This window comes from Amycolatopsis sp. NPDC005961 (assembly GCF_040629235.1).
Taxonomy (GTDB): domain Bacteria; phylum Actinomycetota; class Actinomycetes; order Mycobacteriales; family Pseudonocardiaceae; genus Amycolatopsis; species Amycolatopsis camponoti.
This window is the reverse complement of the sequence record NZ_JBEXVF010000054.1, coordinates 52,330-65,747: the sequence shown is the minus strand read 5'-3', so window position 1 is coordinate 65,747 and position 13,418 is coordinate 52,330. Positions and strand designations below refer to the sequence as shown.

Annotated in this window: 15 protein-coding genes and 1 pseudogene; 7 read left to right on the top strand and 9 right to left on the bottom strand. The window is 70.7% G+C overall.

The window, feature by feature from the left end; translation table 11 throughout:
• The 3 genes and pseudogenes from ABZ342_RS35600 to sigK form a co-directional block, all read right to left on the bottom strand.
• A pseudogene (locus ABZ342_RS35600) lies at positions 1–254 on the bottom strand (fasciclin domain-containing protein); the annotation flags it as partial.
• Between the two features lie 177 nt (positions 255–431).
• Positions 432–1,115 (bottom strand): anti-sigma factor, encoded by a 684-nt coding sequence (locus ABZ342_RS35595; RefSeq protein WP_360482634.1) that lies wholly within the window; start codon positions 1,113–1,115, stop codon positions 432–434.
• Positions 1,112–1,708, bottom strand: coding sequence for an ECF RNA polymerase sigma factor SigK (sigK, locus tag ABZ342_RS35590; RefSeq protein ID WP_360482631.1), 597 nt, complete (start codon positions 1,706–1,708; stop codon positions 1,112–1,114). The genes ABZ342_RS35595 and sigK overlap by 4 nt, the downstream gene beginning before the upstream one ends.
• A 577-nt stretch (positions 1,709–2,285) precedes the next feature.
• Here sigK and ABZ342_RS35585 point away from each other — a divergent pair.
• Together ABZ342_RS35585 and ABZ342_RS35580 are read left to right on the top strand one after the other, a co-directional pair.
• Positions 2,286–2,699, top strand: coding sequence for an SsgA family sporulation/cell division regulator (locus ABZ342_RS35585; RefSeq protein ID WP_155541550.1), 414 nt, complete (start codon positions 2,286–2,288; stop codon positions 2,697–2,699).
• Positions 2,700–2,768: 69 nt separating this feature from the next.
• Complete coding sequence (locus ABZ342_RS35580; protein ID WP_360482628.1) at positions 2,769–4,166, top strand: fatty acid--CoA ligase family protein; 1,398 nt, start codon at positions 2,769–2,771, stop codon at positions 4,164–4,166.
• Here ABZ342_RS35580 and ABZ342_RS35575 read toward each other — a convergent pair.
• Positions 4,144–4,884 (bottom strand): alpha/beta hydrolase, encoded by a 741-nt coding sequence (locus tag ABZ342_RS35575; RefSeq protein ID WP_360482625.1) that lies wholly within the window; start codon positions 4,882–4,884, stop codon positions 4,144–4,146. The two genes, ABZ342_RS35580 and ABZ342_RS35575, sit on opposite strands and share 23 nt — an antisense overlap.
• A 178-nt stretch (positions 4,885–5,062) precedes the next feature.
• Positions 5,063–6,754: a dihydroxy-acid dehydratase gene (gene ilvD / locus ABZ342_RS35570; protein ID WP_360482623.1), complete on the bottom strand. Its 1,692-nt coding sequence runs from the start codon at positions 6,752–6,754 to the stop codon at positions 5,063–5,065.
• 115 nt (positions 6,755–6,869) lie between these two features.
• Between ilvD and ABZ342_RS35565 the strand changes: the two genes are divergently transcribed.
• Complete coding sequence (locus tag ABZ342_RS35565; protein ID WP_360482620.1) at positions 6,870–7,946, top strand: dihydrodipicolinate reductase; 1,077 nt, start codon at positions 6,870–6,872, stop codon at positions 7,944–7,946.
• Positions 7,943–8,428, top strand: coding sequence for a carboxymuconolactone decarboxylase family protein (locus ABZ342_RS35560; RefSeq protein WP_360482617.1), 486 nt, complete (start codon positions 7,943–7,945; stop codon positions 8,426–8,428). Before ABZ342_RS35565 ends, ABZ342_RS35560 begins: the two co-directional genes overlap by 4 nt.
• A 31-nt stretch (positions 8,429–8,459) precedes the next feature.
• On the opposite strand, the gene ABZ342_RS35555 is transcribed toward ABZ342_RS35560, so the two are convergent.
• Positions 8,460–10,010 (bottom strand): GMC oxidoreductase, encoded by a 1,551-nt coding sequence (locus ABZ342_RS35555; protein WP_360482614.1) that lies wholly within the window; start codon positions 10,008–10,010, stop codon positions 8,460–8,462.
• Between the two features lie 224 nt (positions 10,011–10,234).
• Here ABZ342_RS35555 and ABZ342_RS35550 point away from each other — a divergent pair, with 224 nt between their 5' ends.
• Positions 10,235–10,585, top strand: coding sequence for an RNA-binding S4 domain-containing protein (locus ABZ342_RS35550; protein WP_155541542.1), 351 nt, complete (start codon positions 10,235–10,237; stop codon positions 10,583–10,585).
• 46 nt (positions 10,586–10,631) lie between these two features.
• Here ABZ342_RS35550 and ABZ342_RS35545 read toward each other — a convergent pair whose 3' ends face one another.
• Positions 10,632–11,168 (bottom strand): TetR/AcrR family transcriptional regulator, encoded by a 537-nt coding sequence (locus ABZ342_RS35545; RefSeq protein WP_360482650.1) that lies wholly within the window; start codon positions 11,166–11,168, stop codon positions 10,632–10,634.
• Positions 11,169–11,244: 76 nt separating this feature from the next.
• Positions 11,245–11,604 carry a VOC family protein gene (locus ABZ342_RS35540; RefSeq protein ID WP_360482610.1) on the bottom strand — a complete coding sequence of 120 codons (360 nt, stop codon included), beginning with the start codon at positions 11,602–11,604 and terminating at the stop codon, positions 11,245–11,247.
• 140 nt (positions 11,605–11,744) lie between these two features.
• On the opposite strand from ABZ342_RS35540, the gene ABZ342_RS35535 reads away from it, so the two are divergent.
• Together ABZ342_RS35535 and ABZ342_RS35530 are read left to right on the top strand one after the other, a co-directional pair.
• Positions 11,745–12,242 (top strand): sigma-70 family RNA polymerase sigma factor, encoded by a 498-nt coding sequence (locus ABZ342_RS35535; RefSeq protein ID WP_360482607.1) that lies wholly within the window; start codon positions 11,745–11,747, stop codon positions 12,240–12,242.
• A 20-nt stretch (positions 12,243–12,262) separates the two neighbouring features.
• Positions 12,263–12,565, top strand: coding sequence for a cupin domain-containing protein (locus ABZ342_RS35530; protein ID WP_155541539.1), 303 nt, complete (start codon positions 12,263–12,265; stop codon positions 12,563–12,565).
• Positions 12,566–12,568: 3 nt separating this feature from the next.
• On the opposite strand, the gene shbA is transcribed toward ABZ342_RS35530, so the two are convergent.
• Complete coding sequence (gene shbA / locus ABZ342_RS35525) at positions 12,569–13,198, bottom strand: RNA polymerase sigma factor ShbA (RefSeq protein ID WP_196425415.1); 630 nt, start codon at positions 13,196–13,198, stop codon at positions 12,569–12,571.
• Positions 13,199–13,418: the final 220 nt, after the last annotated feature.

The window sequence follows — 13,418 nt, the reverse complement described above, 5'->3', positions numbered from 1 at the left end:
GGGCCCATCGAGTCCAGCGAACCCGGCGCGGAGCCCTGCGGCAGCTGCGAACAGGCCGGGCCGAACACGTCGGCGTTGGTGGTCACGCCGGTCGAGGCGGCCGAGTCGGCCGAAGACGACGGGGCGGCCATCGACGAAGTCGGGGCGGGGGCGCTGGAGCTGCCCGAAGAAGCGGTGTCGCTGCCGCTGCACGCGGTCAGCGAAAGGGCGGCCACGGCGGCGAAACCGATACCGGCGACACGAAGCTTGGTCACGAAAATCACTCCAAAGAAAGCGGCTGTGAACTTCTTCTTGCGGATGATTCGGGGCTGTAGTGGAACCGGATTGGCACTCGATCGAGTGATTCAGGTCACCGTTCGGTGAATTGATTCCGCCGGCAATTGCCCACCGCACCGGAAAATCTTGGTCCTCGCGGCAGTCTCGTCGGATCGCTAGGTCAGGGAGATCCGGCTGACCGCCGGCGTCGTCGGGCTCGCGGACCCGCCGGCGGGCTCGACGGTGATGCCGATCCGGTCGGTACCGGGCGGGATGTCGGACATCAGCATCCGCGGTTGCAGGACGCCGGCCGACTGCGCTTCACCGGACCGGATCATCCACACCTGGTACACGTGGCCCGCGTCGAGCGTGGGGAGGTCCGAGGCGAGCAGCACCGCCTGGTTGCGGCTGCGTGAGACGACCAGGGTCGCGTGCCCCTCGCCGACGCCCTGGATCGCGGTCGCGTCCGGCGCGGACAGCACCGAGTCGACCGGAGCCGGCGGCGCGGACGTCGTCACGACGCCGACCCCGACCGCGACGACGGCGGCCGCGGCCGCCCCGAACAGGGCGACGCGCAGCCCGAAGGCCTTGCCACGGCGAGGTTTTTCCCCACGCTGCGCCGGAACTCTCGGCGGCAGCTGACGCGTGCGGGCGACGCCGGCGAGCACCCTCGCTCGCAGCTCGGGCGGCGGCCCCACGGTCTCGGCCGCGCCCAGCCGGGCACCGGTCGCCCGCAGCTCGGCCACCTCCTGGCGGCACGCGGCGCACTCCCCGAGGTGCCGTTCGAACCCGGCACGCTCCACATCGGACACGGCATCCAGCGCGTAGGCCCCGGTCAGCGTGTGCAGCTCGGCGGTCATCGATCCACCCCCAGGCAGTCACGCAGCCGGATCAGACCGTCCCGGATGCGGGTTTTCACGGTCCCGGGCGCCACCTTCAGCACCTCGGCGACCTCGGGATAGGTGTAGCCGTTGTAGTAGGCCAGCACGATGGACTCGCGCTGGAGATCGGTGAGCTCGGCGAGGCACTGCCGCACGCGCTGCTGGTCGAGAGTGGCCAAAGTGGACTCGGTGACCTCGTCGAACGGCCGCCGGACGTCCATCCGGCCCGCTCGCTCCTCGCGGTCGAGCACGGCCTGGTGCGAGCGCACGCGGTCCACGGCCCGGCGGTGGGCGATCGTCAGCACCCACGACAGCGCGCTGCCGCGCTCCGGGACGTACCTCGTGGCCTTGCGCCACACCTCCACCAGCACCTCCTGCGCCACTTCCTCGGCCTGGGCGTGGTTGCGCAGGACGCGCGTCACCAGCCCGAGCACGGGTCCGGCGATGAGGTCGTACAGCGCCGCGAAGGCGGGTTCGTCCCCGGCCGCGACGCGCCCCAGGAGCTCCTCGGCGCTCGCCCCCGGCGCCGGTGCCTCGTCCGGATGCAGCCGTAGCCGTCCACGCTCACCCATGCCCGGCACCCTCCACCTCACCCTTGCTTCCAGGGGGCGTTCGCGGCTGGACGGCGTCGCGGACTGGTGTGGAGTGGCGCTTCCCACCCGGACGGTGCAACTCCGGCGTCTCGACCCATCCGCGAGCCGGACGGCTTCGAAAGCCTGGCGTCGAGTTCTGAGTCGCGGGGGCAAGCGGCCAGTCGGCGGGTGCCACTGGCGCTCCGGGCGCTCAGAGCGCGCAGCGGCTCAAGTGTCGGAGTGACTCCAGTCGCGTATCGACTCCGAAAGTTGAGTCACTTCAGTAATGCAGTGGGTTCAGTTTGCGCCGGTCGCGAGGAGCATCGGCACCAAAGGTGAAGCGACGCCAGAGGTGGAGCAATGCCAGAAGTGGAGTGACTTCACTTATTGACCGACTTGGGGAACGACGTCTCACCCTCCGTGAGAACCTGCCCGTTCGGCCACGCCGACGGTGACCTCCGACACTTCTTGATCACCCCAGAGTGTGAAAGTTTTTCGGAACGCTGGGCGTTGAACTCACTATGGGTTATCCCTGGAACAAGATGAAGTTAACCGACGAGTAGCAAAGGCGGTCCCCATGGCCGACCCGCACAGCGTGACCAGTGCCAGCTTCGACTTCGCCCTGCGCACCTTCGGGGCGGCGCCGCGGCCGGTGCCGGCCGAGCTGGAGTACGACACCCGCGATCCCTACGCGGTCGCCGTGGTGCTGCACGCCGGCCCGAGCGCCGTCCGGTGGCTCTTCGGGCGCGATCTGCTCGCCGACGGCCTGCTCGCCCGCTGCGGCGACGGTGACGTGCGCGTCGGGCCCGCCGGCGACCCCGCGCTGGTCGTCGTCGAACTCAACTCCCCCGACGGCGCCGCCGTGCTCGAGGCGCCCGCCAAGGAAATCGCCGCCTTCCTCGACCGGACCTACGAGGTCATCCCGGCCGGCAGCGAGACGGACTGGTTCGACTTCGACGAGGAACTCGCGAAGCTCTCCTATCAGGACTGAGGCCCGCCCGCCGCAGGCGAAGTCCGGCGACGGCGACGGCCGGACCAGCTCCCTGAGTACCGTCGCCGGGTGAGCTTCTTCCTGACGAAAGCGCTCGCCGCGCTCGACGACGGCGGTGACCGCCCCCTGTTCCACCACGAGAACGGCGTCACGACCTACCACCAGGCCCGCGCCCGGCTGCGCCGGCTGCACGGCGGCCTCGGACAGGAAAAGCCGGGGCACGACAAGCTCGGGCACGCAAAGACCGTCGCCGTCGACCTGCGCAACCGGCCCGAGACACTGCTCGTCCAGCTCGCCGGGCTTCTGCGCGGCGCGACCGTCCTCATGGTCCCGGCCTCCGCGCCGAGGCGGGACCGGCTCGCCGCGGCCGAGGGCGCCACCATCGTCACCGACCGTCCGGACGACTGGCCCGGCGGCGACGTCCGCACCCTCGACGACCTCGACGGCGAACCCGTGCCGCTGGACCCGCCCGAGACCGTCCACCTCCTCTTCCCCACCGGCGGCACCACCGGCGCCCCGAAGCTCATCCGCCACAGCGGCATCTACGACGGCATGGCCTGCATCTTCACGCCGGACCCGGCCGGCCCCGGCCGCATGCTGCTCGTCGCGCCGATGACGCACATGACCGGCAACGCCGCCGTCCTCGGCGCCCTCCTGCGCCGCGACACCGTGGTGCTCCAGGACGGCTTCGACGCCGGTGCGGTCCTCGCCGCAATCCAGGAACACCGCATCGACACGCTTTCCCTGACGCCGCCGCGCCTGGCCGCCGTCCTCGACCACCCGGCGCGGGAAAGCACCGACCTCGGCAGCGTCCGCTCGCTCTCCCTCGGCGCCGCGCCGCTGCCGCCGCACCGGCTCGCCCAGGCCCTCGACGTCTTCGGCCCGGTCGTCGGCCAGGGCTACGGCCTCACCGAGGCCCCGATGATCGCCGGCATCTCCGCGGCCGAGCTGATCGATCACCCGGAGCGGCTGGGCTCGGTCGGCCGGATCGTGCCGGGCATGGAAGCGCGGATCACCGAAGACGGCGAAGTCGAGGTCCGCGGACTGTCCATGATGGACGGTTACCTCGGTGGCCCGCCGGTCGGCGCCGGCTGGCTGCGCACCGGCGACCTCGGCCGCTTCGACGACGACGGCTACCTCTACCTCCTCGACCGGGCCGACGACGTCGTCGTGGTCGGCGAGCACGGGACGAAGGTGCCCTCGACCGTCGTCGAGCACGCGCTCGAGGCCCACCCGGCGGTCCGGAGCGCGGCCGTTTTCGGCCTCACCACGGAGGACGGCCAAGTGCTGCACGCCGTCGTCGTCACCTCGAGCGAAGTCACCGAAGACGCCCTGAAGGCGCACGCGCGGGAAGCCTTCGACCAAGAGCACTACGTCCCGGCGAGCGTGGACTTCGCCGACGCGCTGCCCCTCACCGAGGTCGGCAAGGTGGACAAGCGCGCTCTCATGACGTCCAGAACTCGGTGAGCGCGCGGGCGGCGCGGCCGGGATCCTGCACCATCCACCAGTGCCCGAGCCCGTTCAGGGTCAGGACCCGGGCCCCGGCCCGCTCGGCCGATCGGCGACGCAGCGCTTCGGAGCCGACGAAGTGGTCGTCCGTCCCGAGCACGGCAAGTCCGGGACGCGCCGCGGCGGCCGGCAGGGCGCGCCCCAGCTCGGCCATCACCGGCTGGGCGGCGGAGCGGTAGAACGTGAGGATCGCGCGGCCCATCTCGGGGCCTTGCCCGGCGGCCAGCCGGGCCGCGACCGGCTCGGCGATACCGCGGCCGACCATCCGCGCGGTGCGGCCGGCGAGCGTCCCGCCGAGCAGGTCCGCGACCGATCGCTCGCCGTCGCCGGGCGTCTGCCACTGCCGGGCCAGGTCGTGCCAGACGTAGTCCGGGTCGAAGACGCCCAGTGAGTCGCTGACCCAAGTGCGCAGCAGGTCGGGCCGGATCATCGCGACCGAAACGACGGTGCTGCCGCCGATGTCGTGCCCGACGAGGTCGACGGGCTCGCCGAGCGCTTCGAGCTCCGCGACGAGCCAGTCGCGGTAGCCGGTCACCGTGCAGGCGAACCCGTCCGGCACCGGCGCGCCGAAACCGGGCGGGGACAGCCGCAGCACGTCGGCGCGGTCCAGTTCGGCGCACAGCGGGTCCCAGACCGCGGCGGTCTCGGGGTTTCCGTTCACGAGGACGACGGTCATGCCACCACTGCCACATACTTGTTGGTCGTCACGCAAGTTAGGAAGCTACGCGGCACCGGCCCGCAGGGCAGGCTCGCGCCCGCTCGGGTCGACAACGCGGTCCCGGCGCGGAAAGCCGAGCGGCGCGTTCAGCTCATGACGAAGCCATGGAGCGCGCGACAGCGGCGAACCCGCGCACTCAGCTCGTCACGGCGCCGTAGGACGACGACCGGACCAGCTTCGCGTACTTGCCCAGCACGCCTTCCGGGAACTTGTTCGGCAGCGGCTCCCAGCCCTCGCGGCGCCGCGCCAGCTCGGCCGCGTCCACCAGGAGGTCCATGCTGCGGCCCTTGATGTCGACGGCGATCCGGTCGCCGTCGCGGACGAACGCGATCGGGCCTCCGTCGACCGCCTCCGGCGCCACGTGGCCGATGCAGAGGCCCGTGGTGCCGCCGGAAAACCGGCCGTCGGTCAGCAACAGCACGTCGCGGCCCAGTCCGGCGCCCTTGATCGCCGCGGTGATCGCGAGCATCTCGCGCATCCCCGGCCCGCCCTTGGGGCCCTCGTAGCGGATGACGACGACGTCGCCCGCCGAGATCCGGCCTTCGTTCAGCGCCGCCATCGCCTCCTGCTCGCGCTCGAACACGCGCGCCGGGCCCTCGAAGTTGGCCGTGTCGAAGCCCGCGGACTTCACGACCGCTCCCTCCGGCGCCAGCGAGCCGCGCAGGATGGTGATGCCGCCGGTCGGGTGCAGCGGGTTGTCCAGCCGGCGCAGGACCTCGCCGTCGATCGGGTCGGGGTCCAGCTCGGCGAGGTTCTCCGCGACCGTGCGGCCGGTGACCGTCAGCGCGTCGCCGTGGAGCAGGCCCTCGTCCAGCAGCGCCTTCATCAGCACCGGGATGCCGCCGTGGCGGTCGATGTCGTTCATGACGTACTTGCCGAACGGCTTCAGGTCGCCCAGGTGCGGGACGCGGTCGCCGACCCGGTTGAAGTCGTCGAGGGTCAGCGAAACCTTCGCCTCGTGCGCGATGGCCAGCAGGTGCAGCACGGCGTTCGTCGAGCCGCCGAGCGCCATGATCACCGTGATGGCGTTCTCGAACGCTTCCCGCGTCAGGATGTCCCGGGCGGTGATGCCCTTCTCGAGCAGCCCGACGACGGCTTCCCCCGAAAGGTGCGCGTAGTGGTCGCGACGGCGGTCCGCGGACGGCGGCGCGGCCGACCCCGGCATGCTCATCCCCATCGCCTCGGCCGCCGACGCCATCGTGTTCGCGGTGTACATGCCGCCGCAAGCGCCCTCACCGGGGCAGATGGCGCGTTCGATGCGGTCCAGGTCGGCGGTCCCGAGCCGGCCCGCCCGGCACGCGCCGACCGCCTCGAAGGCGTCGATGAGCGTGACGTCCTTCTCGGTGCCGTCGGTCAGCTTCACCCAGCCGGGGGCGATCGTGCCCGCGTAGAGGAACACCGACGCCAGGTCTAGGCGCGCGGCCGCCATCAGCATGCCCGGCAGGGACTTGTCGCAGCCGGCCAGCAGCACCGAGCCGTCGAGGCGTTCGGCCTGCATCACGGTCTCGACCGAGTCGGCGATGACCTCCCGCGACACGAGCGAGAAGTGCATCCCGTCGTGGCCCATCGAGATGCCGTCGGACACGGAGATCGTGCCGAACTGCAGTGGGTAGCCACCGGCCGCGTGCACGCCTTCCTTCGACGCCTGCGCCAGCCGGTCGAGGGACAGGTTGCACGGCGTGATCTCGTTCCACGAGCTGGCGACGCCGATGATCGGCTTGCGCCAGTCGCCGTCGCCCATCCCGACGGCGCGGAGCATGCCGCGCGCGGGCGCGGCCTCGATCCCGTCGGTGACCGTGCGGCTGCGGGGCTTCGGGTCGATCGTCATGGCGCGCCCTCCGATACGACGTTCGGACGCACTGCAGCCTACCCGGCTTCTCGTGGTCCGCTGGCCGGAACGAATCCCTTCCCGGACCCGGGCGAACCGGCGAAAACTCGGCGAAATGATCGCCACAGTGGTGTGGGGTACGGGCAACGTCGGCCGGGCAGCGATCCGGGCCGTCGACGCTCACCCGGCGTTGGAACTGACCGCGGTGCTCGTCCACGACCCGGCGAAGGTCGGCAAGGACGCCGGCGCGCTGGCGGGAGTCGGCGAACTCGGGGTCGCCGCGACCGACGACATCGACGCCGTGCTCGCCGCGAATCCGCGCGCCGTCGTCTACGCCGCGTCGGGAGACGTCCGGTTCGACGACGCGCTCGCCGACATCGTCCGCGCGGTCGGGACGGGCGCGGTCGTCGTCACACCGGCCCTCTACCCGCTCTACGACCAGCGCAACGCGCCCCCGGAACTGCGGGACCCCGTGCTGGCCGCGATCAAGGAGGGCGGCGGCTCGCTGTTCGTCTCCGGCGTCGACCCCGGCTGGGGCAACGACGTCCTGCCGCTGCTGATCAGCGGGCTCGGCACCGACGTCGACGTCATCCGCTGCCAGGAGATCTTCGACTACTCGACCTACGAACAGCCTGATTCCGTCCGGTACCTGGTCGGCATGGGCCAGCCGATGGACTACGACCCGCCGATGCTGATGACCGGCGTGCCGTCGATGGTCTGGGGCGGGCAGGTCCGGCTGATCGCGCGCGGCCTCGGCGTCGAGGTCGACGAGCTGCGCGAGACGCTGCAACGGCGTCCCCTCGAGGAAACCGTCTCCACGCGGACCATGGGCGAGTTCGAGAAGGGCACCCAGGGCGCGGTGCGGTTCGAGGTCCAGGGCATCGTCGACGGCGAAGCGCGGATCGTCATCGAGCACGTCACCCGCATCCACCCGTCGTGCGCGCCGGACTGGCCCACGCCGCCCAGCGGCGACGGCGCCCACCGCGTGATCATCGAAGGCCGGCCGCGCATCGAGGTCAGCGTCGAAGCTTCCGACGAGGGCGAAAACCGTTCGGCGGGCGGCAACGCGACCGCCGTCGGCCGGCTCGTCGGCGCGATCGACTGGCTGGCCGAAGCGGAACCCGGCCTGTACGACGCACTCGACGTCCCGCTGCGCCCGGCAGCCGGCAAACTCGGAAGGAGGCGCTCGTGAACATCGACATCCCCGAGGGCAAGGACCCGATCGGGTACGTGTGGGGCGAGATGGTGCCCGGCATCGGGATCGCCGCTTCGCAGTTCTCGCTGGCGGTCTACGCGCACACGACGCTCGGGCTGCGGGAGTTCGAAGCCGCGCGGCTGCGGATCGCCCAGATCAACGGGTGCATCTTCTGCCTCGACTGGCGCACCGAGCGCGACGGCGTGAAGGTCGAGCCAGAGTTCGCGGACGCGGTGACGGAGTGGCGCACGACCGAGCTTTTCGACGAGCGCACGCGGCTGGCGGCCGAGTACGCCGAGCGGTACACGCTGGACCACCACAACCTGGACGACGACTTCTGGAAGCGGATGGCCGAGCACTACACGCAGCAGGAGATCGTCGAGCTGAGCATGAGCCTCGGCGCGTGGCTCGCTTTCGGCCGCCTCAACCACGTCCTGGGCATCGACACCGTCTGCGTCCTGCCGTCCCACCGGTCGTGAGGGGCGGCACCCGCCCCTCACGACCCGCGGGTCAGAAGTCCGTCGCGATGATCTTTTCGATGTTCCGTTCGGCCAGCGCCGTGATGGTGACGAACGGGTTGACGCTCGTGTTGCCCGGGATCAGGGACCCGTCGATCGCGTACAGGCCCTGGTACCCGGCCAGCCGGCCGTAGTTGTCGGTCGCCTTGCCGAGCACCGCGCCGCCGAGCGGGTGGTACGTCAGGTGGTCGCCCCAGATCTTGTACACACCGAAGAGATCCGTGCGGTAGATCGTCCCCTCCTTCGCGTTGATCTTGTCGAAGATGGACTTCGCCATGTCGATCCCCGGCTGCTTCCACGCCGTCTGCCAGTTGAGGTCGACGTTCTGCGTCGCCGGGTTGTAGGTGAACTGCGCGCGGTTCGGGTTCTTCGTGATCGACAGGTAGAACGACGCCCACGTCTCGATCCCGGTCGGCAGCGGCGCCACTTCGGCGAACGCGCCGCCCGCGGCCCAGTTGTCGATGCCGCCGCAGGGGATCGACGACTGGAGGCTGCCGGTCGGGTCCCAGATCTGGTTGGCCCGCCCGACCATCACGTTCCCGTTGTCGCCCCAGCCCTTCCCGACCTCGCCGTTCAGGTTCGGCAGCGCGCCGGTGGACTTCAGCTTCACCAGCAGCTTGCTCGTGCCGACGCTGCCCGCGGCGAAGAACACCTTGTCCGCCGTGACGGACTTCGTCGCCGTCACCCCGCCGGTGGTGTTCAGCTGGTCCATGACGACCGTGTAGCCGCCGCCGGACGCGGGCGTCACGGACGTCACGCGGTGCAGCGGCGAGATGGTGACGCGGCCAGTCGCCTTGATCCGCGGGAGGTAGGTCTTCTGCAGGGACTTCTTGCCGTAGTTGTTGCCGTACAGGATTTCCCCGGCCAGCGCCGAGCGCGGCACGGTGTTGGCCTGTTCCTGCTTCATGTAGTTCCAGTCGTACACGTCCGGTACGAACACGAACGGGAACCCGGACCGCTGCGCCTGCTTCCGGCCGACGCGCGCGTACTGGTAGCACTCGGCGGAGTCGAACCACGCCGGGTCGATCAGGCCGACGCCGAGCCCGGAGTTGGCGCGCGGGTAGTAGGTGCCGTACATCTCGTCGGCGTTGACGGTCGGGAGGATCGCGCCGAAGTTCTCCCGCTTCGGCGTGACGGCCATGCCGCCGTTGACGAGCGAGCCGCCGCCGACGCCGCGACCCTGGTACACGGTGATCCCGCTGAACTCCTCGGCGTCGAGGATGCCCGTGTACTTGGGGATGTCCTTGTCGATCGGGAACCTGAGGAAGTTGGACAGCGGCTGCTTCGTCCTGGTGCGCAACCAGAACGAGCGCTGGTCCGGGGTGGTCGTGTTGGCGAAGATCTTGCCGTCGGAGCCGGGCGTGTCCCAGGCCATGCCCATTTCGATCATCTGCACGTCGATGCCGGCTTCGGCGAGCCGCAGCGCGGTGACCTGGCCGCCGTAGCCCGAGCCGATCACGAGGGCGGGCACGCGCGCCGCGTCGGCGATCGTGGCGGACGCGGCTCTGGCGGCGGCCTGGCTCCCCACGGCCGCGGCCGCCAAGATAGAACCAGTTCCAGCGATGAAAAGACGACGGGAAACTGCCCCAGATGCTGTTCTCCACACGGGTTCGTCACGCATGTGATGGTCCTCACCGTTGAGGTATATTAGAACAGGTTATAACTCAGTGGTGCAGACAAGTCGACATATACCCGCGAGTAACCTCCCGGGGTTGCGCGAGGATTCCGCTGAATGGGCCATGATGGACGACTGTGGAGTCGACCCGAGTGGACCGCTGGCTTTGGGCGGTCCGGCTGACCAAGACCCGCCCGGACGCCGCGGCGGCGTGCCGGGGCGGTCACGTGCGCGTCAACGACAAGCCGGCGAAGCCCGCGACGACCGTCGTGCCGGGCGACGAAGTCCGCCTGCGCATCGCCGGGACGACCAGGATCCTCGATGTGGTACGGGTGATCCAGAAACGCGTAGGTGCGGCGGACGCGGCGACGTGCTTCGTGGACCGGACGCCGAAGCCGCCCCCCGAGACCGCGATCCCGGTCGCCCGGCGCGACCGCGGCGCCGGCCGGCCGACCAAAAGGGAGCGTCGCGTGCTGGACGCGTTCCGGCAGCAGGACCTCTGATTCGGCACGACCGGCTCATTCACCGTGAAATGAGTCGGTCGTCTCATCACTGCGGTTTCAGGCCGTCCAGGATCAGCGTCAGCAAATGCGCCGTGCGCGCTTCCCGGTCGGCCCCGAAATCGGTGCGCCAGAGGAAACCCACGAGCTGCAGGATATCTTCGGCGTCGACGTCCGGCCGCAGTGTCCCGGCCCGCTTCCCCGCGTCCAGCAGGAGCGTGATCGCCGCGCACGTCGGCGCGTAGTACTCCCCCGAGAGATCGGCGCGCGTCGCGGCTTCGACCGCTTCGCCGACGCCGTGCTTGATCCGGCCGTACGCCGCGAGCCGCTCGAACCACTGTCGCAGCGCTTCGGCCGGCGGATGCTCGGCCAGCAGCGCCGGGGCCACGTCGATCAGCTCCTCGACGTCGTGGCGGTAGACGGCCAGCAGCAGCGCCTCACGCGTGGGGAAGTGCCGGTAGAGCGTGCCCTGGCCGACGCCCGCCGCCTTCGCGATCGACTGCAGCGAGGCCGCGCTCGACGCCTTGAGCGCGACGCGCGCGACCTCGAGGATCCGCTCACGGTTCTGCTCGGCGTCGGCTCGCATCGGGGTCACGTCGCCAGCGTAACCAAGCGGACAAGTGTCCGGGTTGACCCGGCGCTGTTCGGCCACCACCGCACGATCACGCCGGCGTGAGGAACTCCAGCCGGTTGCCGAGCGGGTCGTGGGTATAGAAGCGGCGGTGGCCGGGGAAGCCGTCGTCCCATTCGACGGCCACGCCGTGCTCGTGGAGGCGTTCCGCCAGCGCGTCGAGGTCGTCGGCGAGGATGCCCGGGTGGGCCTTGCGGGCGGGCCGGAAGCCCGGCTCGACGCCGAGGTGGAGTTCGAGGCCGCCGGCCCGCAGCCAGAGCCCGCCGCGCCCGGCGAGCGCGGGCGGCTTCGGGATCTCCGTCAGGCCGAGGACGCCGGTGTAGAAGGCGCGGCAACGGTCTTCGCTGCCCGGTTCGATGGCCAGCTGGACGTGGTGCAGCCCGAAGGTCATGGTCCCAGCGTGCCACCCCGGCCACGGGATCGACGTTCCCGGCACCGGTTTTCCGGAAATAGCGGGGAGTTCGCCGCCGGCGGGGATGTCCGGGCGGAAAGTGGGTAGTTCCCCTCCCTGACGCGGAAGAGGGGAACTCCATGACCACCGCAGTGGAAGCTCCGGAGCGGCTGCTGGTCGCGGCGCGGCCGCTCGTCGTGCGCTACTGCCGCGCGCGGCTCGACGCGGGGCTGGCCGACGACGTCGCTCAGGAGGTCTGCATCGCGGTCCTCCGTGCGTTTCCCCGGCGGCCACCGGAACGGTCGCTTCCCGCGTTCGTGTGCGGCATCGCCCGGCAGCACGTCGGCCTCGCCCGCAAGGCCGCCGCGCGACCGCACGACGAACCGGTGGCCGAGATCCCCGACGAGGCCGACCCCTCGATGGACCCCGAGCACCACGCGCTGCAGCGCGAACTGGGCGAGCGCATGGGCCAGCTGCTGCGGGTGCTGCCGGAGAAGCAACGGGAGATCGTGGTCCTGCGCGTGGTCGTCGGCCTCTCCGCGGAGGAAACCGCCGACGTGGTCGGCTCGACGGCGGGCGCCGTCCGCGTCGCCCAGCACCGGGCCCTCGGCCAGCTGAGGAAGGCCGTCGTGGGCTGAACCGGCGCTACGCTGGTGGGGTGAGCGACAGCGAGAACTTCGAAGGACGCGACGTCGGGTCCGGGATCTCCGTCATCCGCGAAAGCAGCGACGTCGTCGGCTCCGGGCCGCGCCTGCACCGGCACCCGTACGCCGAGACGTTCGTCATCATCCGCGGGCGGGCCCGGTTCACCATCGGTGCCGAGGAGCGCGACGGCGGCGCCGGGGACGTGCTGGTCGTCCCGGCCGGCACCGCGCACAAGTTCGCGGTGCTCGGCCCCGGCGTCTACGAGGCCGTGCACATCCACGAGAGCGACCACTTCATCACCGAATGGCTGGAGTGACGCTCAGAGACCGCCGGCGGGGATCATCCCGCGCAGCTTCGTCAGCGCGCGGTACTGCGTGATGCGGACGTTGCCGGCGGAGATGCCGAGCGCGTCCGCCGTCTCGTTGGCCGACAGGCCGACGACGATCCGCAGGGTCAGGATCTCCTGGTGCAGCGGCGGCAGCGTCGCCATCAGCCGGCCCAGCCGGGCCCCGAGGTCCATGTCCAGCACGTGGCTCTCCGGCTCGTTGCCGCCCAGCGGCCGGTCCGGCAGCTCCGACACGGGCTTCGACCGGTCGCGCGCCACCGAGCGGAACGCGTCGGCGACCTTGTTCGCGGCGATGGCGCGCACCAGGTACAGGAACGAGCCGCCGCGGTCCTGGTAGCCGGGCAGCACCTTCAGCACGGCCAGGCAGACTTCCTGCGCGACGTCGTCGGCCGACAGGTACGACAGGTCGCGCCCGCCGATCCGGGCGCGGCAGTAGCGCGTGACCGTCGGCTTGATCAGCCGCAACAGCGCCTGGATCGCGTCCGGGTCGCCGGTGCGCGCCGCCGCCACGACCGGGTCGAGCTGCTCCTTCGTCAGCTTGCCGTCCGGACGCGGCAGCTCGTCGAGCACGACGTAGCCTTCGACCGCCGTCTCCGCCATCATGGTGTCCACGGGTTCCCTCCTCGCATCGTCCACCGGACCGCTGTCGGGTAACCCGTCGCCCTCGGAAGACCACACTGGTCCTCGGACGATTCTCCTGACGCTTCCCACGATTTCCCGGTCCGACAACCGGAGTAATCGAGGCGCTGACCAGCAACGTTGCAGGGGTGTGGTTCTTGTCCAGATATTGTCCGTTAATCAGAAACGGCCCAGTGGTGTTACC